At 73.6% G+C, this 22,342-nt stretch carries 22 protein-coding genes and 1 tRNA gene; 15 read left to right on the forward strand and 8 right to left on the reverse strand.

The features are described from left to right. Nucleotides 1–139: 139 nt before the first annotated feature. Complete coding sequence (locus tag ABKW28_RS13095; RefSeq protein ID WP_348610272.1) at nt 140–1,387, reverse strand: DUF4032 domain-containing protein; 1,248 nt, start codon at nt 1,385–1,387, stop codon at nt 140–142. 23 nt (nt 1,388–1,410) lie between these two features. Then, the gene (locus ABKW28_RS13100; protein ID WP_348610275.1) at nt 1,411–3,309 is read right to left on the reverse strand and encodes a glycoside hydrolase family 13 protein; all 1,899 of its coding nucleotides are present in this window, start codon (nt 3,307–3,309) and stop codon (nt 1,411–1,413) included. A 75-nt stretch (nt 3,310–3,384) separates the two neighbouring features. On the opposite strand from ABKW28_RS13100, the gene ABKW28_RS13105 reads away from it, so the two are divergent. The 9 genes from ABKW28_RS13105 to ABKW28_RS13145 all read left to right on the forward strand — a co-directional run bounded on the left by ABKW28_RS13105 (nt 3,385) and on the right by ABKW28_RS13145 (nt 11,907). Beyond that, a complete protein-coding gene (locus tag ABKW28_RS13105; RefSeq protein WP_193670146.1) occupies nt 3,385–4,098 on the forward strand; it encodes an SDR family oxidoreductase in 714 nt (237 codons plus the stop codon). A 49-nt stretch (nt 4,099–4,147) separates the two neighbouring features. Beyond that, nucleotides 4,148–4,220 (forward strand) — tRNA-Thr (locus ABKW28_RS13110). A gap of 1 nt (nt 4,221) precedes the next feature. After that, complete coding sequence (rsmI, locus tag ABKW28_RS13115) at nt 4,222–5,073, forward strand: 16S rRNA (cytidine(1402)-2'-O)-methyltransferase (protein ID WP_348610278.1); 852 nt, start codon at nt 4,222–4,224, stop codon at nt 5,071–5,073. After that, nucleotides 5,070–5,918 (forward strand): alpha/beta fold hydrolase, encoded by an 849-nt coding sequence (locus ABKW28_RS13120; RefSeq protein WP_348610281.1) that lies wholly within the window; start codon nt 5,070–5,072, stop codon nt 5,916–5,918. Before rsmI ends, ABKW28_RS13120 begins: the two co-directional genes overlap by 4 nt. Further along, nucleotides 5,915–6,808 (forward strand): TatD family hydrolase, encoded by an 894-nt coding sequence (locus ABKW28_RS13125; RefSeq protein ID WP_348610284.1) that lies wholly within the window; start codon nt 5,915–5,917, stop codon nt 6,806–6,808. The genes ABKW28_RS13120 and ABKW28_RS13125 overlap by 4 nt, the downstream gene beginning before the upstream one ends. Before the next feature lie 316 nt (nt 6,809–7,124). Further along, nucleotides 7,125–8,276 (forward strand): transglycosylase family protein, encoded by a 1,152-nt coding sequence (locus tag ABKW28_RS13130; RefSeq protein WP_348610287.1) that lies wholly within the window; start codon nt 7,125–7,127, stop codon nt 8,274–8,276. Nucleotides 8,277–8,306: 30 nt separating this feature from the next. Continuing rightward, the gene (rsmA, locus tag ABKW28_RS13135; protein ID WP_348610290.1) at nt 8,307–9,209 is read left to right on the forward strand and encodes a 16S rRNA (adenine(1518)-N(6)/adenine(1519)-N(6))-dimethyltransferase RsmA; all 903 of its coding nucleotides are present in this window, start codon (nt 8,307–8,309) and stop codon (nt 9,207–9,209) included. Continuing rightward, nucleotides 9,206–10,114, forward strand: coding sequence for a 4-(cytidine 5'-diphospho)-2-C-methyl-D-erythritol kinase (locus ABKW28_RS13140; protein ID WP_348610293.1), 909 nt, complete (start codon nt 9,206–9,208; stop codon nt 10,112–10,114). The genes rsmA and ABKW28_RS13140 overlap by 4 nt, the downstream gene beginning before the upstream one ends. Beyond that, nucleotides 10,114–11,907 carry an ABC-F family ATP-binding cassette domain-containing protein gene (locus tag ABKW28_RS13145; protein WP_348610296.1) on the forward strand — a complete coding sequence of 598 codons (1,794 nt, stop codon included), beginning with the start codon at nt 10,114–10,116 and terminating at the stop codon, nt 11,905–11,907. The genes ABKW28_RS13140 and ABKW28_RS13145 overlap by 1 nt, the downstream gene beginning before the upstream one ends. Before the next feature lie 34 nt (nt 11,908–11,941). On the opposite strand, the gene ABKW28_RS13150 is transcribed toward ABKW28_RS13145, so the two are convergent. Next, complete coding sequence (locus ABKW28_RS13150; protein WP_341228758.1) at nt 11,942–12,427, reverse strand: MarR family transcriptional regulator; 486 nt, start codon at nt 12,425–12,427, stop codon at nt 11,942–11,944. Between the two features lie 138 nt (nt 12,428–12,565). Here ABKW28_RS13150 and ABKW28_RS13155 point away from each other — a divergent pair, with 138 nt between their 5' ends. The 4 genes from ABKW28_RS13155 (at nt 12,566) to ABKW28_RS13170 (ending at nt 14,748) form a co-directional block, all read left to right on the forward strand. After that, complete coding sequence (locus ABKW28_RS13155; RefSeq protein ID WP_348610299.1) at nt 12,566–13,372, forward strand: methyltransferase domain-containing protein; 807 nt, start codon at nt 12,566–12,568, stop codon at nt 13,370–13,372. Continuing rightward, entirely contained in the window at nt 13,372–13,758 is a 387-nt protein-coding gene (locus ABKW28_RS13160; protein ID WP_348610301.1) for a VOC family protein, read from the forward strand. Before ABKW28_RS13155 ends, ABKW28_RS13160 begins: the two co-directional genes overlap by 1 nt. Nucleotides 13,759–13,827: 69 nt before the next feature. Then, the gene (locus ABKW28_RS13165; protein WP_348610304.1) at nt 13,828–14,133 is read left to right on the forward strand and encodes a metal-sensitive transcriptional regulator; all 306 of its coding nucleotides are present in this window, start codon (nt 13,828–13,830) and stop codon (nt 14,131–14,133) included. A gap of 156 nt (nt 14,134–14,289) precedes the next feature. Further along, entirely contained in the window at nt 14,290–14,748 is a 459-nt protein-coding gene (locus ABKW28_RS13170; protein WP_348610383.1) for a hotdog fold domain-containing protein, read from the forward strand. Between the two features lie 27 nt (nt 14,749–14,775). On the opposite strand, the gene ABKW28_RS13175 is transcribed toward ABKW28_RS13170, so the two are convergent. The 5 genes from ABKW28_RS13175 to ABKW28_RS13195 all read right to left on the reverse strand — a co-directional run bounded on the left by ABKW28_RS13175 (nt 14,776) and on the right by ABKW28_RS13195 (nt 19,819). Then, complete coding sequence (locus ABKW28_RS13175) at nt 14,776–15,660, reverse strand: amino acid ABC transporter permease (RefSeq protein WP_348610307.1); 885 nt, start codon at nt 15,658–15,660, stop codon at nt 14,776–14,778. After that, nucleotides 15,657–16,298, reverse strand: a complete 642-nt coding sequence (locus ABKW28_RS13180; RefSeq protein WP_348610310.1) for an amino acid ABC transporter permease — start codon at nt 16,296–16,298, stop codon at nt 15,657–15,659. Before ABKW28_RS13180 ends, ABKW28_RS13175 begins: the two co-directional genes overlap by 4 nt. Before the next feature lie 81 nt (nt 16,299–16,379). Further along, nucleotides 16,380–17,258 (reverse strand): glutamate ABC transporter substrate-binding protein, encoded by an 879-nt coding sequence (locus tag ABKW28_RS13185; RefSeq protein WP_348610313.1) that lies wholly within the window; start codon nt 17,256–17,258, stop codon nt 16,380–16,382. Between the two features lie 61 nt (nt 17,259–17,319). Further along, nucleotides 17,320–18,048 (reverse strand): amino acid ABC transporter ATP-binding protein, encoded by a 729-nt coding sequence (locus tag ABKW28_RS13190; RefSeq protein WP_193670205.1) that lies wholly within the window; start codon nt 18,046–18,048, stop codon nt 17,320–17,322. A 103-nt stretch (nt 18,049–18,151) separates the two neighbouring features. Continuing rightward, nucleotides 18,152–19,819 carry a CehA/McbA family metallohydrolase gene (locus ABKW28_RS13195; protein ID WP_348610316.1) on the reverse strand — a complete coding sequence of 556 codons (1,668 nt, stop codon included), beginning with the start codon at nt 19,817–19,819 and terminating at the stop codon, nt 18,152–18,154. On the opposite strand from ABKW28_RS13195, the gene miaB reads away from it, so the two are divergent. Beyond that, on the forward strand, nt 19,818–21,323 hold the full coding sequence (gene miaB / locus ABKW28_RS13200) for a tRNA (N6-isopentenyl adenosine(37)-C2)-methylthiotransferase MiaB (protein WP_348610324.1): 1,506 nt from the start codon (nt 19,818–19,820) through the stop codon (nt 21,321–21,323). The genes ABKW28_RS13195 and miaB overlap by 2 nt on opposite strands. 57 nt (nt 21,324–21,380) lie before the next feature. Further along, entirely contained in the window at nt 21,381–22,280 is a 900-nt protein-coding gene (locus tag ABKW28_RS13205) for a DUF559 domain-containing protein (protein WP_348610327.1), read from the forward strand. Nucleotides 22,281–22,342 lie beyond the last annotated feature (62 nt).

The raw sequence follows: 22,342 nt of genomic DNA on the forward strand, positions 1-22,342 counted from the left end.
TCCCTGGGCCTCATCGGACGTGCCATAACGCAGCTCCTCAGTCATCTGAGGTGTTGCATCACTTCCTAGAACCCAGGCAGGAGATCTGGGCCGGGTCAGGGTGAGATTTGCGCCGGGTCGGCGGGAGATCTGGGCCGGGTCAGGGTGAGATCTGCGCCGGGTCGGCGGGTTCGTCGGCGGCCAGCGCCTCGTCGGGCTTGGAGCCCAGCACGGTGTCGATGTAGTCGCGGGCGGTGTCGAAGATGTCGACGGGGCGACCGGCGCGCTCGGAGAGGTACCACCGGTGCACCAGCACCTCGTGGAAGAACTGCGCCGGCTCGAGCTTGCCGCGGGCCTCGTCGGGGATCAGCGCGACCAGCGGCTCGTAGATCTTCGTCAGCCACCGGTTGGCGACCAGCTGGCGGTCCTCGCGGCCCAGGTCGTGGTGGGCGGTGAAGGCGGCCAGGTCGTTGAGCAGGCGCCGCGCCTGGGCGTCCTCGACGTCGAGGCCGGTCAGCGACTGCAGCTCGCGGCGGTGGTGGCCGGCCTCGACGACCTTGGGCTGGATCCGCACCTGGTCGCCGTCGTAGTCGGTGACGATGTCGAGCTCGTCGACGTCGAAGCCGAGGTCGTTGAGCCGCTCGAGGCGGCGCTCGATGCGCCACAGCTCGCCGGCGGAGAACTCCTCGTGCCCGGTCAGCTCGCTCCACAGCTCGTCGTAGCGGCGCTGGAGCAGCTCGACGACGTCGTGCGGCTCGATGGCGCGGGCCACGGAGCCGCCCTCGGGCAGGCTGGCCTGCAGGTCGAGCAGCTCGGCGAAGACGTTCTCGGTGGCCACGGTGACGTCGTGCTCGCGCATCTGGCGCGACAGGCTGGGGCGCAGCTCACCGGTCTCGGCGTCGACGAGGTACGCCGCGAACCCGTCGGCGCTGCGCCGGAACAGCACGTTCGACAGCGACACGTCGCCCCAGTAGAAGTCGGCCAGGTGCAGGCGCACCAGCAGCACCACCAGCGCGTCGACGAGCCGCGGCAGGTCCTCGCGCCCGGCGCCGTGGCTGAAGAGGCTGCGGTAGGGCAGCGAGAAGCGCAGGTGCTCGGTGATCAGCGCGGCCGGCAGCTCCTCGCCGTCGGCGTCGACCCGTCCGGCGACCACGCCCTGCGGCACCACCGCCGGCATCCCCATCCGCTGCAGGTCGCGCAGCAGCCGGTACTCGCGGAACGCGATCGGCTCGACGGTCTCCTTGACGGCGTACACCCGCTCGCGCAGCCGCACGATGCGCACCACGTGGCGCGAGAGCCCGCGCGGCAGCGGCACCACGTGCTCCTCGCCCCACTCCTCGAGCGGCGTCGCCCAGGGCAGGGTGATGATCGCGGGGTCGGGTCGGCTGGCGACGATGCGCAGGGCCATCCGGTGAGCCTAGGCCCGCCCGCTCAGAGCCGCCACAGCGTCACGCCGGGCCCGCCGGCGGGCACCTCCAGCTCCCCGTCGCGTACGACGAGTGGTGCCGGCGCGCCCTCGGTGGCCAGCAGCGGCGCGGGGTCGCCGACCGGGCGGGCCGGGGCGCCGTCGAGCGCCGGCAGCGCCAGCGCGGCGGCGGGCAGGGTGATCGCCTCGCCGGGCGCGCGCCGGGCGCAGACCAGCACCGAGCCGGCGGGGTGCTCGCGCACGAAGACCATCGTGTCGTCGTCGGCGTGGGCCCAGCGCAGCCCGCCGCGCACGAGCGCGGGGTGCTCGGCGCGCATCCGTGCGAGCGCGGCGTAGGTGCCCATCGTCTGCCGGTCCCAGATCTCGGGGGAGTCCCAGGGCATCGGGCGGCGCGCGTCCTCGCCGTTGACGCCCTCGAGCCCGATCTCGTCGCCGGCGAAGAGCATCGGCACGCCGGGCAGGGTGAACTGCAGCCCGGCGGCGACGCGCTGCTGCTCGGGGGAGCCGACCAGGGTGCGGATGCGGGCGGAGTCGTGGGAGCCCAGGATGTTCCACGACCAGGTGGTGGCCCGCCAGCCGTGCCGCGCGGTCCACTCGCGCATCGTGCGCGCCACCAGCGCGCCGCCGCGCCGCGGCACCGGCAGCGGTCGGCCGAAGGCGCGCGCCGGCGAGGCCTCGTCGCGCAGCCACGACCACACCGGCCACGAGAAGCCGGAGTAGTTCATGGTGCCGTGCCACCCGTCGCCGTCGAGGTCGCTCGAGGCGTCGTGGTTGTGCTCGCCGATCACCAGCGCGTCGGGCCGCTGGGCCTGCACGGTCGCGCGCACGGTGCGCGCCACGTCGTGGGCCACGTCGGTGGCGCCGAGCCGCCCGGTCATGTTGGCCACGTCGATGCGCCAGCCGTCGACGTCGTACGGCGCCCGCAGCCAGCGCGCCACGACGCTGTCGGGCCCCTCGGTCATCGCCTCGCGCAGCCCCGGGTCGGTGTGGTCGAGCTTGGGCAGGGTGTGGTGGCCCATCCAGCACTCGTAGGAGCCGTCGGCGCGGAAGCAGTACCAGCCGCGCCCGGGCCCCTCGGGGTCGGCGAGCGCGGCGCGGAACCACTCGTGGGTGTCGCCGGTGTGGTTCGTGGTCAGGTCGCCGAGCAGGCGCAGCCCGCGCTCGTGCACCGCGGTCGAGAGGCGGGCGTAGGCGTCGTCGCCGCCGAGCAGCGGGTCGACGCCGTCGAAGGTGGAGGCGTTGTAGCGGTGGTTGGACTCCCCGGGGAAGACCGGCGTCGTGTAGAGCACGCTCACGCCGAGGGCGGCCACGTGGTCGAGGTGCTCGGTCACCCCGTCGAGGTCGCCGCCGAAGAGCTGCAGGGGAGTGCGCGGGTCGGAGCCCTCGAAGACCACCTCGTCGTCCCAGTCGGCCGGCACCGCCCAGGGCGGTGTCTCGCGCTCGTCGGCGGCCGCGGAGCGCGCGAACCGGTCGGGGAAGACCTGGTAGACCACGGCCTCGCGGCCCCACTCCGGCGGCGCGGGGTGGCTGGAGACGCGGAAGTCGAAGGTGTCGGGGGCGTCGTGCTCGACGACGCCCGCGGCGGTGAGCCAGCGCTGGCGCCCGCCCGGGCCGGCGAGCAGGAAGCGGTAGTGGGTCACCGGGTTGTGCACCGGCAGCTCGCCCTCCCACCACACCGAGCCGTGCTCGGCGGGGGCGTCGCCGGTCTCGTCGCGGGTCACCTCGGCGCAGCGGTGGAAGACCGGCTCGGCGTCGTACGTCGTGCGCAGCCAGACCGCCTCGACGTCGTCGCCGACCCAGGTGCGCAGCCGCACCCTGACCGGCCAGCCGGGGGCGGGGGTCTCGGGGTCGAGGTAGAGCGCGGAGCCGTCGTGGTGCGGCTCGTGCAGGAGGGGGGCGTCCATGGCGCCATGCTCCCAGGCCCGGCGGGAAGAGCGGCACCCTTGCCGTCGAACTAGAACGTGTTCTAGGTTGCGGGCATGAGCAGCCGCGTCGTCGTCGTCACCGGAGCCGCCTCCGGCATCGGGTTCGCCACCGCCGAGAGGTTCCGCGCCCTGGGTGACACCGTCTTCGGCCTCGACATCGCCACGAGCGTGCCCGAGGGGGTCACCTTCGTGGAGTGCGACGTCGCCGACAAGGCCGCCGTCGACGCCGCGATCGCCCGCTGCGCCGAGGCCGGCGGCATCGACGTGCTGGCCAACGTCGCCGGCATCGTGCAGTTCGGCCGCTTCGAGACCGTCACCGAGGAGGTCTTCGACCGGGTCCAGGCCGTCGACGTGCGCGGCCCGTTCTTCCTGGTCCAGGCCGCGCTGCCGCACCTGCGCGCCAGCCGGGGCTGCGTCGTCAACGTCTCGTCGGTGGCCGGGCGGGTCCCGCAGCCCTACGCGGCGGCGTACGCCGTGGCCAAGGGCGGGCTGACCCAGCTCACCCGCTCGCTGGCCCTCGAGCTCTCGCCCGACGGCATCCGCGTCAACGCCGTGTGCCCCGGCACCGTCGACACCCCGCTGGTGGCCAAGGTGGCCGAGACCTACCCCGCCGACCTCGACCCGCGCGTCTCCGACCGGCTGCTGGCGATGCTGCCCGGCGGCGCGTCGACCCCCGACGAGATCGCCTCGACCGTCGTCTACCTGGCCTCCGCCGACGCGCGGATGATGACCGGCGCGGTCGTGGCCCACGACGGCGGCATGAGCTGAGCCCCGCTCGGCTCGCGCACGGCCCGGCCTGGCTAGGCTGGGCGCCCCCGCCGGTGTAGCTCAGTTGGCAGAGCACCTCTCTTGTAAAGAGGATGTCGCAGGTTCGACCCCTGTCACCGGCTCGTGAGCGAGCATCCCGTCCCGTACGGCGTGCTGGTGCTGGCCGCCACCCCCATCGGCCAGGCCGGCGACGCACCACCCCGCCTGGCGGCCGAGCTGTCCGGCGCCGACGTGGTCGCCGCCGAGGACACCCGCCGGCTGCGCCGCCTGACCACCGACCTGGGCATCGAGCTGGGCGGGCGCGTGGTCTCGTACTTCGAGGGCAACGAGCAGGCCCGCACGCCCACGCTGCTCGAGGCGCTGCTGGCCGGCGAGCGGGTGGTGCTGGTGACCGACGCCGGGATGCCCAGCGTCTCCGACCCCGGCTACCGGCTGGTGGTCGCGGCCGCCGAGGCCGGGGTGCGGGTCACCGCGGTGCCCGGGCCCAGCGCGGTGCTGACGGCGCTCGCGGTCAGCGGGCTGCCGGTCGACCGGTTCTGCTTCGAGGGCTTCCTGCCCCGCAAGGCCGGCGAGCGCTCGCGGCGCCTCGACTCCCTGCGTGACGAGGAGCGCACGATGGTCTTCTTCGAGGCCCCGCACCGCACCGAGGCCGCGCTGGCCGCGATGGCGACCTCGTGGGGCGAGGACCGGGTGGCCGCGGTGTGCCGCGAGCTGACCAAGACCCACGAGGAGGTGCGCCGCGGTCCGCTGGGCGAGCTGGTCGCCTGGGCCGCCGAGGGGGTGCGCGGCGAGGTCACCATCGTGGTCACCGGCGCCGCCCCCGGCGCCGCGATCTCCACCGAGCCCCCCGCCCTCGTCGCCGCCGTCGCCGAGCGCGAGGATCAGGGCATGACGCGCAAGGAAGCGATCGCGGAGGTGGCCCGGCTCGCCGGGGTGCCCAAGCGCGAGGTCTACCAGCTGGTGCACGTGCGGTGAGCGGGCGCACGCTGGAGCGGATCCCCTCCTACACCCACGACGGCCTGGTCTTCGACGTCATCGACGAGGGTCCCCTCGACGGCGACGTGGTCGTGCTGCTGCACGGCTTCCCCGAGCGCGCCTCGAGCTGGCACCAGGTCGCCGCCCGGCTGCACGCCCAGGGCTTCCGCACCCTGGCCCCCGACCAGCGCGGCTACTCCCCGGGCGCGCGGCCCCCGCGCCGCCGCGACCACCGCCTCGCGCTGCTCACCGCCGACGTGGCCGCCCTCGTCGAGCGGGTCGGCGGGCCGGTGCACCTGGTCGGGCACGACTGGGGCGCGATCGTGGCCTGGTCGCTGGCCCAGACCCGCCCCGAGCTGCTGCGCACCCTGACCGCCTTCTCGGTGCCCCACCCCGCCGCCTTCGCCCGCTCCATGCGCGGCTCCCTGCAGCCGCTGCGCTCCTGGTACGTCGGCGTCTTCCAGGTCCGCGGCCTGGCCGAGCGGGTGCTGGCCCGGCCGGGGTTGGCCGCGCGCATCCTGCGCCGCGGCGGGATGAGCCCCGCCGAGGTCGAGCAGTTCCGCACCGGCATCGTCGAGCACGGCGCGCTGCGCGGCGGGCTGATGTGGTACCGCGCCCTGGGTCTGCTCGACCGCCGCCAGGTGCCGCGCCACGTCACCGTGCCGACCACGATGGTCTGGTCCGACGGCGACTCCTTCCTCGACCGCAGCGGCGTCGAGGCCACCGAGCACTACGTCGACGCGCCCTACGAGCTCGTCGTGCTGCGCGGCGTCACCCACTGGATCCCCGGCCAGGCGCCCGACGCCGCGGCCGAGGCGGTCCTCGAGCGGATCAGCGGCACGTGAGCGCGCCGGGCCTGGGGTCCACCCCGCCGCGCGACGACCTGCCGCCGGTGCCGGCGCCGCTGCCGCACCCCGTCGTCGACAACCACTGCCACCTCGACATGGGCCGCGGCGACGAGGCCGCGCTCCCCGTGGAGGACGCCCTGGCCGCGGCCGCCGCGGTGGGGGTCACCCGCGTCGTGCAGATCGGCTGCGACCTGCCCGGCGCGCGCTGGGCGGTCGAGGCGGCGGCGGCGTACGACGCCCTGGTCGCCGGCGTCGCGCTGCACCCCAACGAGGCGCCGCGCCTGGCCGCCGCGGGGCAGCTCGACGCGGCGCTGGCCGAGATCGAGCAGCTCGCCGGCGCCCACCCCGGGGTGCGCGCGGTGGGGGAGACCGGCCTCGACCACTTCCGCACCGGCGAGGAGGGGCGGGCCGCGCAGGTGGAGTCCTTCCGCCGCCACGTCGACATCGCCAAGCGGCTCGACAAGACCCTGGTCATCCACGACCGCGACGCCCACGAGGAGGTCCTGGCCGTCCTCGACGAGGAGGGCGCCCCCGAGCGCTGGGTGATGCACTGCTTCTCCGGCGACGCCGACTTCGCGCGGCGCTGCCTCGACCGCGGCGCCCACCTGTCCTTCGCGGGCACCGTGACCTTCAAGAACGCCGACCCCCTGCGCGAGGCGCTGGCGCTGGTGCCCGGTGACCGGCTGCTGGTCGAGACCGACGCGCCGTACCTGACCCCGCACCCGCACCGTGGGCGCACCAACGCCTCCTACCTGGTGCCGCTGACGGTGCGCACCATGGCCGAGGTGCGCGGGGCCGACCTCGAGGCGCTGTGCGCGGGCATCGACGCCGCCACCGAGGCCGCCTTCGGCGGCACCTGGGGTGCCGGCGCGCCGGCCCGAGGGTAAAAGCCGTGCCGGCGCCGACCACGGGGTCGTGGGTGCCTGAATCGCCCCGGTGACCTGCGCAGACGACCGGTGAGGAGGGGTGATCACGCCGACGAGAGCCTGCTCACGTCGGGGGGCGAGGACTTGGCGGACGCCGGGGCCTCTGCTGTGGTGGAGTACTGACAGCCGGGATCGCCATGGTCCCTCCGGTGCCGCAGGTGGCTCGTACGACGTCGCCGCCCGGCACACCCGTCACTCCAGCACCACCAGCGTAGAGGTGCTGTGCCGACGGGAGCCGGTGGGGGTCGAGACCCGGGGAGCACGACCCTGGAGAACTGTGCGACGTATCAGCAACCTTGCCTCGACCGTGGCCCGCAGCCGCGCCTGGATGGTCTCGTTGACCGCCGTGGTGGTGCTCGCCGTGGCCGGCACGACCCTCGGCTACACCGCGATGGCCGACACCGTCACCCTGACCGTCGACGGTGAGGAGCGCGAGATCAGCGCCCGCGCCGCGACCGTCGGCGACGTCCTGGACGACGAGGGCATCGAGATCGGCGAGCACGACCAGGTCGCCCCGTCGCTGGGCGACCCGATCGAGGACGGCAGCGAGATCAGCGTGCGCTACGGCCGGCCCCTCGAGCTGACCGTCGACGGCGAGACCGAGACGCACTGGGTCACCGCGACCGACGTCGACTCCGCGCTCGAGCAGATCGGCCGCGGCTTCGACGGCGCCGACCTGTCCCTGAGCCGCGGCGGCGACCTCGACCGCTCCGGTGCCTCGCTGGAGGTCGTGACCGCCAAGAAGCTCACCTTCGTCATCGCCGGCAAGAAGCCGGTCAGGAAGACGCTGACCGCCGCCACCGTCGAGGACGCCCTCGACGAGCTCGGCGTCAAGGTGCACAAGCTCGACCAGGCCAAGCCCGGCTTCGCCAAGCGCGTCGAGGACGGCGACAAGATCGTCTTCACCGACATCAAGAAGGACACCCGCAAGGTCACCGAGTCCGTCGCCTTCGGCACCGTCGAGCGCAGCGACGCCTCGATGTTCGAGGACGAGGAGCAGGTGGCCCGCGAGGGCAAGGCCGGCGCCCGCGAGGCGACGTACCAGGTCACCATCCGCAACGGCCAGGTCGTGGCGCGCAAGCTCGTCAAGGCCACCGTCACCCGCCAGCCCGTCGACCGCGTCGTCGAGGTCGGCACCAAGGAGCGCCCCTCCGAGCCCGCCCCCGCCGCGAACTTCGCGGCCGGCAGCTCGGTCTGGGACAGCCTCGCGCAGTGCGAGTCGGGCGGCAACTGGGCCATCAACACCGGCAACGGCTACTACGGCGGGCTGCAGTTCAACCTGCAGACCTGGCGCGCCTACGGCGGTGCGGGCTACCCCCACACCAGCAGCCGCGAGACCCAGATCGCCGTGGCCACCCGCCTGCGCGACGCCCGCGGCGGGTACGGCGCCTGGCCGTCCTGCTCGGCCAAGCTGGGCCTGCCCCGCTGACGCGTCCGCCCCGCACCTACGCTGGGCCACATGACTGACACCTCCGCCGGCCCGAGACTCCTCGGGTCGGCGGAGGTGCGTCTGCTCGCCGCCGAGCTCGACCTGCGCCCCACCAAGCAGCGCGGCCAGAACTTCGTCATCGACCCCAACACCGTGCGCCGCATCGTGCGCGAGTCGGGCGTGACCGGCAGCGACGTCGTCGTCGAGGTCGGCCCCGGCCTGGGCTCGCTGACCCTCGCGCTGCTCGAGGTGGCCGGGCGGGTGGTGGCCATCGAGCTCGACGAGCTGCTCGCCGGGCGGCTGCCGCGCACCATCGCCGAGCACGCTCCCGCGCAGGCCGAGCGTTTCGAGGTGGTGCTGGGCGACGCCATGCGCATCACCGAGGTGCCCGGCCCGCCGCCGACCGCGCTGGTGGCCAACCTGCCCTACAACGTCTCGGTGCCGGTGCTGCTGCACCTCCTCGCCCTGCTGCCCTCCCTCGAGCGCGGCCTGGTGATGGTGCAGAGCGAAGTCGCCGACCGGCTCGCCGCCCGCCCCGGCTCCAAGGTGTACGGCGTCCCGTCGGTCAAGGCCGCCTGGTACGCCGACGTGCGCCGCGCCGGCGCGATCGGGCGCAACGTCTTCTGGCCCGCGCCCAACGTCGACTCGGGCTTGGTGGCCTGGACACGCCGCGAGCCGCCGGCCACGACCGCGACCCGCGAGCAGGTCTTCGCGGTCGTCGACGCCGCCTTCGCCCAGCGCCGCAAGGCGCTGCGCGGCGTGTTGCGCTCGCTGGCCCCGGCCGAGCGGGTCGACGCCGCCCTCGAGCAGGCTGGGGTCCCGCCGCTGGCCCGCGGCGAGACCCTGACGGTGGAGGACTACGTGCGCATCGCCGAGGCGCTGGACGACCAGCTGCCCCAGGACCCCCAGGACCCCCAGGAGGCTGCCGGATGAGCACCACCGTCCGGGCCCCCGCCAAGATCAACCTCCACCTCGGCGTCGGGCCCCTGGGCGAGGACGGCTTCCACCCCCTCGCCACCCTCTACCAGGCCGTCGGGCTCTACGACGACGTCACCGTCTCCGACCAGCTCGAGTGGTCGGTGCACCTGCGCGGCGACGGGCGCATCGACCTCGCCGAGGTGCCCGCCGACGACGACAACATCGCGCTGCGAGCCGGGCGCGCCCTGGCCGCCCACCACGGCCTCGACCGGGCCGCCAAGGTCGAGATCCGCAAGGGCATCCCGGTGGCCGGCGGGATGGCCGGCGGCTCCGCCGACGCCGCGGCCACCCTGGTCGCCCTCGACCGGCTCTGGGACCTGCAGACCCCCGACGACGAGCTGCTGCGCCTGGCCGCCGGGCTGGGCAGCGACGTGCCGTTCGCGCTGCTCGGCGGCACCGCGGTCGGCAGCGGGCACGGCGAGCTGGTCACCCCGGTCGCCGACAACGGCTCGTGGTGGTGGGTGGTGGTCGAGAACGACGCCGGCCTGGCCACCCCCGGCGTCTACCGCGCCTTCGACGAGCTGCACGCCGGGCGCGACGTACCGGCCCCCGAGATCCCCGCCGCGCTGCACGACGCGCTGCTCGACGGCGACGTCGAGCGGCTGGCCCGCCTGCTGCGCAACGACCTCCAGGAGCCCGCCCTGCGGCTGCGACCCGAGCTGGGCGCCACCTTCGACGACGCCCTGGCCGCCGGCGCGCACGCCGCGCTGCTCTCGGGCTCCGGGCCCAGCGTGCTGCTGCTGTGCGGCGACCGGCACCAGGCCGAGGCGGTCGACGCCGAGCTCGCCGAGCGCGGGCACCGGCGTACGTCGGTGGTCCCGGCGCCGGTCGCCGGCGCGCACGTGGTGGAATACGTCTGATGGCCGCCGCTAACCTGCTGAACCTCGAGAAGGTCTCCAAGTCCTACGGCGTGCGCCCGCTGCTGACCGAGGTCTCCCTCGGCGTCGGCGAGGGGATGCGCATCGGCATCGTGGGCCGCAACGGCGACGGCAAGACCACGCTGCTGGAGGTGATGACCGGCCTCGAGGAGCCCGACTCCGGACGGGTCTCGATGAGCCGCGGCCTGCACGTGGGCTACCTGCACCAGGGCGACGAGCTGGTCGACACCCACACCGTGCGCGAGGCCGTGCTCGGTGGCCTCGAGGACCACGAGTGGGCGGCCGACCAGAAGACCCGCGAGGTCGTCGAGGAGCTGCTCGCCGGCGTCTCGCTCGACCGGCCGGTGCTCGGGCTCTCCGGCGGGGAGCGCCGGCGCTGCTCGCTGGCCGCGCTGCTGCTCGGCGACCACGACCTCATCGTGCTCGACGAGCCCACCAACCACCTCGACGTCGAGGCGGTCGCCTGGCTGGCCGGGCACCTCAAGAAGCGGGCCTCCGCGATGGTGGTGGTGACCCACGACCGCTGGTTCCTCGACGAGGTGTGCCAGTGGACCTGGGAGGTCCACGACGGCGTCGTCGACGCCTACGAGGGCGGGTACGCCGCCTACGTGCTGGCCAAGGCCGAGCGCGCCCGCCAGGCCTCGGCCTCGGAGGCGCGGCGCGCCAACCTGGCCAAGAAGGAGCTGGCCTGGCTGCGCCGCGGCGCCCCGGCCCGCACCGCCAAGCCGAAGTTCCGCATCGAGGCCGCCAACGCCCTCATCGAGGACGTGCCCCCGCCGCGCGACCGGCTCGAGCTGCAGAAGTTCGCCACCCAGCGGCTGGGCAAGCAGGTCCTCGACGTCGAGGACGTCGACCTGCAGCGCGGCGAGCGCTCCCTGCTCACCGGCGCCACCTGGCGCCTGGGCCCCGGCGACCGGGTCGGGCTGGTCGGCGTCAACGGCGCCGGCAAGACCTCGGTGCTCTCGCTGCTCTCCGGCGACCTGGAGCCCACCGCCGGCAAGGTCAAGCGCGGGCGCACCGTCGCGATGCGGCACCTGACCCAGCAGCTCGACGACCTCGACCCCAACGCGCGGGTGCTGCCGATGGTGGAGTCCTACCGCCGGGTCGTGAAGACCGACGGCGGCGAGATCAGCGCCACCTCGATGCTGGAGCGCTTCGGGTTCACCGGCGACAAGCTCACCGCGCGCATCGGCGAGCTCTCCGGTGGCGAGCGGCGCCGCTTCCAGCTGCTGATGCTGCTGCTCGAGGAGCCCAACGTGCTGCTCCTCGACGAGCCGACCAACGACCTCGACATCGACACCCTGCAGGTGCTCGAGGACTTCCTCGACGCCTGGCCCGGCACCCTCGTCGTGGTCTCCCACGACCGCTACTTCCTCGAGCGGGTCACCGACTCGGTCTGGGCGCTGCTCGGCGACGGGCAGGTCTCGATGCTGCCCCGCGGCGTCGACGAGTACCTCGAGCGCCGCGCCCAGGGCATGGCCCCCACCGGCGCGGGCGCCGGGGCGGGCGCGGGGGCCGGCGGCGGTGACGTACCGACCTCGAAGCGGGCGAAGCCCGGCTCGGCCGAGGAGCGCGCCGCCCGCAAGGCCGTCACCCGGGTCGAGAAGGCCATCAAGCGCCTCGACGCCCGCGAGGCCGAGCTCAACGCCCAGGTGCTCGAGCACGCCTCCGACCACGCCAAGGTCGCCACCCTCGGCGCCGAGCTCAGCACCCTCGCCGCCGAGAAGGACGAGCTCGAGATGGAGTGGCTCGAGGCCTCCGAGCTGCTGGAGTAGGCCCTGCCGTCGGTTCTGCGCGGCCGTGGCGAGGTCAGCTGAAGGGCGTGAGCAGGGTGCGCAGCAGGTCGCCCAGGCGCTCGCGGTCGGCGTCAGGGAGGTCGGCGAGGAAGCCGCGCTCGGCCTCGAGCAGGGCGGTGAACGCACTGTCGACGGCGCTCTTGCCCTCGGGGGTCAGGCGCACCTTGACGCCGCGCCGGTCGGCGGGGTCGGGCAGCCGCTCCACGAGCCCGCGGGCGACCAGCCGGTCGACGCGGTTGGTCATCGTGCCGCTGGTCACCAGGGTCTCGCGCAGCAGCCGGCCGGGGGAGAGCTCGTACGGCGTGCCGGCCCGGCGCAGCGCCGCCAGCACGTCGAACTCCCACGACTCGATGCCCTCGGCGCTGAACGCCGCGCGGCGGGCCAGGTCGAGGTGGCGCGAGAGCCGGCTGATCCGGCTGAACACCTCGACAGGGCCCAGGTCGAGGTCGGAGCGCTCGCGCGCCCACGCCTCCACCAGCTCGTCGACCTCGTCCCGCATGGGGGCAGCCTAGCGCCTGTCGAGATTCTCGACGTCAAGAGACCTGGTGCGGGCCTCGACCCGGAGCGAGTCTCTTGACATCAAGATAAATGCGGAGCAGGATCGAAGTATCTTGACGTCAAGAGACTTGGAGCAGGCATGGACCACACCTGGGACCCCCAGCGCTACCTGACGTACGCCGACGAGCGCGGCCGCCCCTTCGTCGAGCTGGTGGCGCGGGTCGGGGCCGCGGCCCCCCGCACCGTCGTCGACCTGGGCTGCGGCCCCGGCAACCTCACCGCCCTGCTGGCCACCCGTTGGCCCGGGGCCCGGGTGGTCGGCCTCGACTCGAGTCGGGAGATGGTCGAGACGGCCCGGCGCGACGTCGGCGAGGTCGCTGGGGTCGACTTCGAGCGGGCCGACCTGCGCGAGTGGCTCGAGGCCGGGGGAGAGCCGGTCGACGTGCTGGTCTCCAACGCCACCCTGCAGTGGGTGCCCGCCCACCTCGACCTCCTGCCGGCGCTGCTCGAGCGGGTCGGTCCGGGCGGGTGGCTGGCGGTGCAGGTGCCGGGCAACTTCGACCAGCCCAGCCACACGCTGCGCACCGAGCTGGCCGCGCAGGCGGCGTACGCCGAGCACACGCGGGGTGCGGCGGTGCCCGCGGGCCACGACCCGGCGACGTACCTCGACGCGCTGGCGCGTCTCGGGGCGCAGGTCGACGCCTGGGAGACCACCTACCTGCACGTGCTCACCGGCGAGGACCCGGTCTTCACCTGGGTCAGCGCCACCGGCGCGCGCCCCACGCTGCAGGCGCTGCCCGACGAGCTGCGGCCGGGCTTCGAGGACGAGCTGCGCCGCCGGCTGCGCGAGGCCTACCCGCCCGGGCCGGCCGGGGTGGTGCTGCCCTTCCGGCGCGTCTTCGTGGTCGCCCACAAGCCGGCCCACCAGTCGGAGGGGGCGCGGTGATGCGGCTTCACCACGTGCAGGTCTCCTGCCCGCCCGGTGGCGAGCAGGCCGCCCGTCGCTTCTGGGTCGAGGGGGTCGGCATGGTCGAGGTCGACAAGCCGGTGGCGCTGCGGGCCCGCGGCGGCGCCTGGTTCCGCTCGTACGACGCCGCCGGCGCGGTGGGCGCCGAGGTGCACGTGGGCGTCGAGGAGCCGTTCGCCCCGGCGCGCAAGGCGCACCCCGCGCTGGTGCTGGACTCGGTGGCGGCGCTGGACGCGCTCACCGACCGGCTGGCCGGGCTGGGCTTCGACGTCGACCTGACCGAGCGGCGCACCTTCGAGGGCCACGAGCGGGCGCACGTGCGCGACGCCCACCGCAACCGCGTGGAGCTGCTGGCGCCGGCGTAACCCGGCCCGACCTGCGGCGTTGTGCACACGACGCCCCGACCGGGGCGCACCAGCCAGAGGGGCCTGCTCATGAGTGCGACCACCAGCCTGACCGCTGAGCCGGCTGAACCGGCGGCGGTCGCCTCCGTCGACATGACCGCCGTCAAGAACCGGGTCAAGCGGGCCCAGGGCCAGCTCGGCGGGGTGCTGCGGATGCTGGAGGAGTCGCGAGACGTCTCCGACGTGGTCGTGCAGCTCAAGGCCGTCTCCCGGGCGCTGGACCGGGCCGGCTTCGCCATCATCTCCGCCGACCTGCGCCGCCAGGTCGCCGAGGGCGAGACCCTGCAGCCCGAGGACCTCGACCGCCTCGAGCGCTGGTTCCTCTCCCTGGCCTGAGTCCGCCCGGCGCCTGCATGAGTCCCCGGCCGGCCGGGGACTCCTGCGCTTGTCAGGTGTTGCAACACCCGACAAGCGCAGGAGCCCCCTGACAAGCCCCGGCCCACACCCGAAGTTACCGAGCGGTAATCTGAGCCCCATGACCCTGTCCTCGCCCTGTGGCAGCGCGCCACCTCCCTGCCCGTCGTCGGCGCCACGGTCGGCGCGCGCGTCTTCAGCGTCGCCTTCGCGCAGAAGGCGCCGTACTTCGCGACCATCCGCCCGCGCTTCACCGTCATCGAGCCGAACCACGCCGAGCTGGTGCTGCCCAAGCGCCGCCGGGTGCACAACCACATCGGCACCGTGCACGCCATCGCGCTGTGCAACGGCCTCGAGGCCGTGATGGGGGCGCTGGCCGAGGCGAGCGTGCCCGCCGACAAGCGCTGGATCCCCAAGGGGATGGAGGTGGCCTACACCGCCAAGGCCACCAGCGACATCACCTGCATCGCCGAGACCGACCCCGAGCAGTGGACCTCCGACGACCCCGACCTCGCCGTGCGCGTGCGCGGGGTCCGCGACGACGGCACGGTCGTGGTCGAGGGCGTCATCCGGCTCTGGGTCACCCCCAAGGCCTGAGGCGTACGCCGGCAGCGGCGCGAGCGCTCAGGCCCCGCCCACCGCGGAGCCGACCTGCGCGGTCGAACCGCTCGCGCGCCCCATCCGCCGCTCGACGTACTCGGCGAGCTTGGAGAGCCCGTAGTTGATCAGGATGAAGATCGCACCGACGATCAGCAGCGACTGGATCGGGTTGTCGAGGTTCTGCGAGATCTGGTTGCCGCGGCGCAGCAGCTCGAGGTAGCCCAGCCCGATGACGGCCACCAGCGAGGTGTCCTTGAGGACCACCACCAGCTGGCTGATCAGCGCCGGCAGCATCACGCGGAAGGCCTGCGGCAGCAGGATCGAGCGCATCGCCTGGCCGTTGGTCAGACCGACGGCCAGGGCGGCCTCGCGCTGCCCGCTGGGCAGCGAGCCGACGCCGGCGCGCAGGATCTCCGCGATGATCACCGAGTTGTAGAGCGTCAGGCCGATGACCAGGTACCACAGCGCCGGCTCGCCGGGCAGCACCGAGACGTCGATCCCGATCTCGACCATCGCGCGCCACACGAAGACGATCGTGACGACCACCGGCAGCCCGCGGAACAGCTCGATCCAGGCCACGACCGGCACCCGCCAGCCGCGGCCGAGCATCATCCGCGCCACCCCGAGCAGCACGCCGACCAGCAGCGAGAGCACGATGGCCAGGGACGCCGCGATGAGCGTGGCCGCGAGGCCGCGGCCGACCAGCGTCCAGACCTGGCTGAAGGTGTCGTCGGAGGGGTTGATCCAGGGGTTCCACAGGTCGGCGTCGAACTGGCCGCGGTCGGCCAGGCGCAGCACCACGAGGACGGCGAGGCCGAGGAAGGCGAGGACCGCCACCGCCGTCCCGATCCGCGCGCGGCGAACGGCGCGGGGGCCGGGAGCGTCGTAGAGGACCGAGGTCTGGCTCATCGTGCGATCGCCACCTTCCGCTCGATGACCGCCAGCAGCGCGCCGCCGGTCAGGGTGATGACGAGGTAGCCGATCGCGACGCCGGTGAGCACCGGGATGTAGGAGTAGCCCTGGGCGCTGGTGAGGTTGCGCCCGGCGCTCCACAGGTCGCCGCCGACGCCGAACGCGCCGACGACCGCGGAGTTCTTGAACATCGCGATCTGCACGCTGCCCAGCGGCGGCACCGTGGCGCGCAGCGCCTGGGGCAGCACGACCTGGGTCAGGGTCTGGGTGAAGGGCAGGCCGATGGCCCGGGCGGCCTCCGCCTGGCCGGCCGAGACGGAGTTGATGCCCGAGCGGATCGCCTCGCAGACGAACGCGGAGGTGTAGATGATCAGCCCGGTGACGCCGAAGACGTAGAAGCTGGTGTTGATGCCGAGCTCCGGCAGGCCGAAGGCCATGAAGAACAGCACGATCGTCAGCGGGCAGTTGCGCACCACGGTGACCCACGCGGAGCCGAAGGCCCGCAGCGAGGCGACCGGGGAGACCCGGAACGCGGCGATCAGGGTGCCGAGCAGCAGCGAGCCCACGAGGCTCCAGCCGATGATGCTCAGCGAGCGCAGGAACCCCGACCAGTACAGGTCCAGGTTGTCGATCACCGGTTCCACGGTGGGTCCTCTCGATGAGCCGGTGGGGGCGCGGGCCGCGCCCCCACCGGTCAGGGGTGCTTCAGTGGAGCGTCAGGCGCACGGGGCGGGCTCGGGGAGCTCGGGGGTCTCGGTGCCCTCGACCTCGCCCGCGGTGGCCTCCCAGGCCGCGGTGTAGGCGTCCTCGTTGGCGGCCAGCGTCTCGTTGATGAACTCGCAGAACTCGGTGTCACCCTTCTCGATGCCGATGCCGTAGGGCTCCTCGGTGAACTGCTCGCCGACGAGCTTGAAGTCGCCGCCGCTCTCGTCCACGAAGCCGAGCAGGATCACGTTGTCGGTGGTGACGATGTCGACCTGGCCGTTGCCCAGGGCGTCGGCGCACTTGTCGTAGATGTCGAAGAGCACCAGCTGGTCGTCGGAGGCCAGGTACTCCTTGATCTGCTCGGAGGGGGTCGAGCCGGTGACCGAGCAGACCTTCATGTCGGGGTTGTCCGCGATGTCCTCGGGGCCCTCGATGGAGTCGTTGTCGGCGGTGACCATCAGCTGCTGGCCGGCCTCGTAGTACGGCCCGGCGAAGGTGATCCGCTCGGCGCGCTCCTCGTTGATCGTGTAGGTCGCCACGACCATGTCGACGTCGCCGTCCTCGATCACCTGCTCGCGGATGTCGGAGGAGGCCTGCTTCCACTCGATGTCCTCGGGCGCGATGCCCATGGCGCCGGCGATGATCTTGGCGACCTCGACGTCGAAGCCCTCGGGGGTGTCCTCGAGGCCCAGGAGGCCGAAGCCGGGCTGGTCGAACTTGGTGCCGACGGTCATCGAGCCGGCCTCGGAGAGCTCGGCCATGGTGGTGCCGGCCTCGAACTCGGCGTCGGTGACGACCTCCGGCTCGCTCTCGCTGTCACCGCCACAGGCGGCCAGGGATCCGGCGAGGACGACGCCCGCGAAGGCTGCCGTGAACTTGGTCAGACGCATCGTTCTATCTCCTTTGTCGGCGGAACTGAGTGGTGCGGGGTGCTGCTGGATCAGTGCTGGCTCAGTGCTTGAGGATCTTGCTGAGGAAGTCCTGGGCGCGCTCGCTGCGCGGGTTGGTGAAGAACTCCTCGGGGGTGTTCTCCTCCACGATCGCGCCGTCGGCCATGAAGACGACCCGGTCGGCGGCGGTGCGCGCGAATCCCATCTCGTGGGTGACCACGACCATGGTCATGCCCCGCTCGGCGAGGTCGACCATGACGTCGAGGACCTCCTTGATCATCTCGGGGTCCAGCGCCGAGGTCGGCTCGTCGAAGAGCATCACCTTGGGGTCCATCGCCAGGGCGCGGGCGATGGCCACGCGCTGCTGCTGGCCGCCGGAGAGCTGGGCGGGGTACTTCTTGGCCTGGTGGGCGATGCCGACGCGGTCGAGCAGCTCCATCGCGCGCTTGTCGGCCTCGGCCTTCTTGATGCCGCGCACCTTGATCGGCCCGAGCGTGACGTTCTCGAGGATCGTCTTGTGGGCGAAGAGGTTGAAGCTCTGGAAGACCATCCCGACCTCGGCCCGCAGCGCCGCGAGCGCCTTGCCCTCCGCGGGCAGCGGCTGGCCGTCGAGGGAGATCTCGCCCTTGTCGATCGTCTCGAGCCGGTTGATCGCCCGGCACAACGTGGACTTGCCGGAGCCCGACGGGCCGATCACCACGACGACCTCACCGCGGTGGACGGTGAGGTCGATGTCCTGCAGCACGTGCAGGTCGCCGAACCACTTGTCGACGTGGTCGAGCACGACCAGCGGTTCTCCGGTGGCGGCGCTGGGTTCCGACGACGTCTGCTCAGCGGTCATGACAGACGACCCTAGCCACACCCGGCCGGTCGGTGCCACGCTCAGGCTGCTCTCAGGTGGTCACATCTTCATTGCGTTTTCGCTGTCCAGCGGCCGTCGCAGTCGGGGCCGCCGCCAGGAACACGGGGTTGGTCAGGGCCACGACCGGCGCCGCCGGCACCCCCGCCAGCGGGTCGAGCACGGGCGCCCCGTCGGTGCGGCGTACCTCGGCGCGCACGAAGGGGGCCACCCCCGCGGGCACCTGCAGCGACACCTCGGCGCGGCCCTCGTCGTCGCTCGCCGCCCCCGCCAGCGGACCCAGCGGGCCCCAGAGCTGCGCCAGGCAGCCGGGCACCCCGCCCACCTCGAGGCGTACGTCGACCAGGTCGGTCGCGGCGGCGCCCAGGCTCTCGCCGCACCCGGCCGTGCGTCCGGCGAGGCTCGCCCGGAAGTCGAGCTCGACCTGCGAGGACTCCGCCAGCCAGGCCCGCCCGCGGCGCAGCCCGCGCACGACCGCACCCACCGAGAGCTGCTCGGCGTGCACCACGGTCTGGGCGCGGCCCACCTGCTGGCCGTCGTGGTGGCTGTCGGAGGAGCCGACGGCCGGCACGAAGCGACCGGCCACCAGCAGCGCGTGCCACCGGGCCAGCGCGGTCTGGTCGTCGAGGGTCCACGGCCCGTTCCACAGCTCGACCGCGTCGACGTCGTCGTAGCCGTACTGCCAGGTCGAGCCGGCCGTCGGCGCGAACGGGTGCGCGGCCACCGCCAGCCCGCCCAGGCTGCGCACCCGGTCGGTGAAGCGGGCCAGCTGGTCGTCCTCGGGCCGGTAGCGCCAGTCGATCCAGGCACCGGCGGGTTGGCCGAGGGTGAGGCAGTGCCCGGCACGGGTGGTGACCTCCTCGCCGGGGATGACCAGGAAGTCGTCGGGCACGTGGCGGCCCCAGGTCAGGTGCGCGGAGGTCGTGTTGTGCTCGGTGGAGGCCAGGAAGTCGAGCCCGGCGTCGCGGGCCAGCGCCAGCAGGCTGCGCTGGGTGTGCCGGCCGTCCGAGTGCACGGTGTGGGTGTGCAGGTCGCCGCGGTACCAGCCCGGGCCGGTGCCGCGGACCCGTCGGGGCGCGGGGCGGGGGCGGAAGCGCCGACCCCGGGACCCGCGGTGCAGGGTCACGGTGACGCTCCACTCGACGCCCGGCGGCACGACGGTGAAGGGGCCGAGCACGACGTGCCAGGTGCCGGCGGTGATCGGGCCGGGCAGGTAGCCGGGGGTGGCCCGGCTGCGGCTGATGCTGAAGGAGTCACGGGCCCCGCCCGACCAGCCGCGGAAGCCGGCCGCGTCGCCGAGGTCCTTGCCGGAGGCGTCGAAGATGCCGATGTCGATGATGTTGAGGGAGACACCGGCGCCGGTCTCGAGCCTGTCGTAGTCGTAGCGCACGTCGATGCGGGTGGTGCCGCGAGGCACCTCGACCGGCAGGTAGTGCCAGTCGGGGTCGCCGACGCCGGTGAACCGGCCGCGGTAGACCAGCCCCGCCGCGGTGTCCCCGTCAGCAGCGGTGGCCCCGGTCGGCGGCACCAGGACGGCCGACGCGCCGGCCAGGCCCGCGCCCAGGACGGTGCGTCGGCTCGTGGGAGCGGGGGAGGAGGAGTGGTCGCACACACCGCTCCAACGAGCAGCCCGGGGGCGGGTGATGGCCGGGACGACGGATTCGGGCGGTCCCACCGCGCCGCCGTACCCTGGGACGGTCATGACTGCCACCACCGCCCCGCCCGAGGCCGCGCCCCGCACCTACGAGGTCAAGACCTACGGGTGCCAGATGAACGTCCACGACTCCGAGCGCCTGACCGGGCTGCTGGAGGACGCGGGCTACGCGCCGTTCGACAAGCAGGGCGCCGAGGCGGGCGACCAGGCCGACGTCGTCGTCTTCAACACCTGCGCCGTGCGTGAGAACGCCGACAACAAGCTCTACGGCAACCTCTCGCACCTCGCGCCGATCAAGGCCGCGCGACCCGGCATGCAGATCGCCGTCGGCGGCTGCCTGGCCCAGAAGGACCGCGCCACGATCACCGACCGGGCGCCGTACGTCGACGTGGTCTTCGGCACCCACAACATCGGCTCGCTGCCGGTGCTGCTCGAGCGGGCGCGGGTGCAGGAGGAGGCCCAGGTCGAGATCCTGGAGTCCCTCGACGTCTTCCCCTCGACGCTGCCCACCAAGCGCGAGTCGGCGTACGCCGCGTGGGTCTCGATCTCGGTCGGGTGCAACAACACCTGCACCTTCTGCATCGTCCCGGCGCTGCGCGGCAAGGAGAAGGACCGCCGACCCGGCGACATCCTCGCCGAGATCCGCGCGCTGGTCGCCGAGGGCGTCTCCGAGGTGACCCTGCTGGGCCAGAACGTCAACGCCTACGGCGTGGAGTTCGGCGACCGGCAGGCCTTCTCCAAGCTGCTGCGGGCCTGCGGCGACATCGAGGGCCTCGAGCGGGTGCGCTTCACCAGCCCGCACCCGGCCGAGTTCACCGACGACGTCATCGAGGCGATGGCCGAGACGCCCAACGTGATGCCGAGCCTGCACATGCCGCTGCAGTCGGGCTCCGACAAGGTGCTCAAGGACATGCGTCGCTCCTACCGCTCCACCAAGTACCTCGGCATCATCGAGCGGGTGCGCGCGGCGATCCCCGAGGCCGCCATCACCACCGACATCATCGTCGGCTTCCCCGGCGAGACCGAGGACGACTTCGCCGAGACGCTGCGCGTGGTCGCCGAGTCGCGGTTCTCCTCCGCCTTCACCTTCCAGTACTCCAAGCGCCCCGGCACCCCCGCCGCGACGCTGCCCGACCAGGTCCCGCCCGAGGTCGTCAAGGACCGCTACGGACGCCTCGTCGACCTGGTCAACGAGATCGCCTGGGCCGAGAACAAGAAGAACGTCGGGCGCACGCTCGAGCTGATGGTCGCCGAGGGCGAGGGCCGCAAGGACGCCGAGACGCTGCGGCTCTCCGGCCGCGCGCCCGACAACCGCCTGGTGCACTTCGTCGCGCCGGACGAGGAGGTGCGCCCCGGTGACATGGTCACCGTCGAGGTCACCTACGCCGCCCCGCACCACCTGGTCGCCGACCGCGTGGTCTCCGTGCGGCGTACCCGCTCGGGCGACGCGTGGCAGGCCCGCACCTCCGCGCCGACCCCCGCCGGCGTCGGCCTGGGCATGCCCACCGTCGGCGTGCCCGCCCCGCTGCCCGACGCCCCCGCCTGCCGCTGACACCTCCCCTGTGGAGGAGCAGGTGCACCGAGCGCCGCGCCGCCGCATGCTCGTCGGGTGGACGACGAGTGCCTCCCCGTGGCGGAGGTCCTGACGACGCTGGGTGGGGTGGCCACGCGAGCGGCGCTGGTGCGTGCCTGCTCCCGGCGAGCCGTCGACGCCGCGATCGCCACGGGCGAGGTGGTGGCGCTGGCCCGGGGCCGCTACGCCCTGCCCGCCGCCGACGAGGCCCGGGCAGCGGCACACCGGGTCAGCGGGGTGGTCTCGCACCGCAGCGCCGCGTTGCTGCACGGGTGGGCGGTGGCGACTCCGCCTGAGCGGCCCGAGGTCACGGTGCCGCGCAACCGCAACGTCACCGTCGCCCACCGTGACGGGATCGCGCTGCGACTGGCCGACCTGCACCGCTCCGAGGTGGTCGACGGATGCACCTCGCAGGAGCGCACGCTGGTCGACTGCCTGCGCACGCTGCCGTTCCCCGAGGCGCTCGCCGTCGCCGACTCGGCGCTGCGCGACGGTTTCGGCCGGGAGCGACTACGCACGCTTGCGCCCGACGTCCGGGGCCCCGGCGGGCGGCAGGTCCGACGCGTGGCGGAACGGGCCGACGCTGCGGCTGCGAACCCGTTCGAGTCGGCCCTGCGAGCCATCTGCCTCTCGGTCGAGGGCCTGGTCGTCCGTGCCCAGGTCCCGGTGCGGGACCCGAACTGGCTGGGGCGCCCCGACCTGGTGGACGAGCGGCTCAAGGTCGCGCTGGAGGCCGACTCGTTCGAGTGGCACGGGGACCGCGCAGCCCTGCATCGCGACGCGCGTCGCTACAACGCCTTCGTGGCGGCGGGGTGGCTGGTGCTGCGCTTCTCGTGGGAAGAGGTGATGCTGCACGCGGACCGGGTAGCCGCTGTGCTGAGGGCGGTCGTAGTCGAACGGGCACAACAGAGGTGCCCGGGCTGCCGCACCGCGTAGTGCCGCGGCCCGCTCGGGCAGGGGCCCGCGTTGTGCCCGTTCGACTACGACGGGGCCGGGGG

It is taken from the genome of Nocardioides sp. 31GB23 (assembly GCF_040012395.1).
GTDB classification, from domain to species: Bacteria; Actinomycetota; Actinomycetes; order Propionibacteriales; family Nocardioidaceae; genus Nocardioides; species Nocardioides salarius.

Excerpts from the sequence above, each read along its gene's own strand:
- ABKW28_RS13095 (WP_348610272.1), bottom strand. The coding sequence starts at position 1,387 with ATGGCCCTGCGCATCGTCGCCAGCCGACCCGACCCCGCGATCATCACC.
- ABKW28_RS13100 (WP_348610275.1), bottom strand. The coding sequence starts at position 3,309 with ATGGACGCCCCCCTCCTGCACGAGCCGCACCACGACGGCTCCGCGCTC.
- ABKW28_RS13105 (WP_193670146.1), top strand. The coding sequence starts at position 3,385 with ATGAGCAGCCGCGTCGTCGTCGTCACCGGAGCCGCCTCCGGCATCGGG.
- rsmA (WP_348610290.1), top strand. The coding sequence starts at position 8,307 with ATGACTGACACCTCCGCCGGCCCGAGACTCCTCGGGTCGGCGGAGGTG.
- ABKW28_RS13140 (WP_348610293.1), top strand. The coding sequence starts at position 9,206 with ATGAGCACCACCGTCCGGGCCCCCGCCAAGATCAACCTCCACCTCGGC.
- ABKW28_RS13145 (WP_348610296.1), top strand. The coding sequence starts at position 10,114 with ATGGCCGCCGCTAACCTGCTGAACCTCGAGAAGGTCTCCAAGTCCTAC.
- ABKW28_RS13150 (WP_341228758.1), bottom strand. The coding sequence starts at position 12,427 with ATGCGGGACGAGGTCGACGAGCTGGTGGAGGCGTGGGCGCGCGAGCGC.
- ABKW28_RS13155 (WP_348610299.1), top strand. The coding sequence starts at position 12,566 with ATGGACCACACCTGGGACCCCCAGCGCTACCTGACGTACGCCGACGAG.
- ABKW28_RS13160 (WP_348610301.1), top strand. The coding sequence starts at position 13,372 with ATGCGGCTTCACCACGTGCAGGTCTCCTGCCCGCCCGGTGGCGAGCAG.
- ABKW28_RS13165 (WP_348610304.1), top strand. The coding sequence starts at position 13,828 with ATGAGTGCGACCACCAGCCTGACCGCTGAGCCGGCTGAACCGGCGGCG.
- ABKW28_RS13175 (WP_348610307.1), bottom strand. The coding sequence starts at position 15,660 with ATGAGCCAGACCTCGGTCCTCTACGACGCTCCCGGCCCCCGCGCCGTT.
- ABKW28_RS13185 (WP_348610313.1), bottom strand. The coding sequence starts at position 17,258 with ATGCGTCTGACCAAGTTCACGGCAGCCTTCGCGGGCGTCGTCCTCGCC.
- miaB (WP_348610324.1), top strand. The coding sequence starts at position 19,818 with ATGACTGCCACCACCGCCCCGCCCGAGGCCGCGCCCCGCACCTACGAG.
- ABKW28_RS13195 (WP_348610316.1), bottom strand. The coding sequence starts at position 19,819 with ATGACCGTCCCAGGGTACGGCGGCGCGGTGGGACCGCCCGAATCCGTC.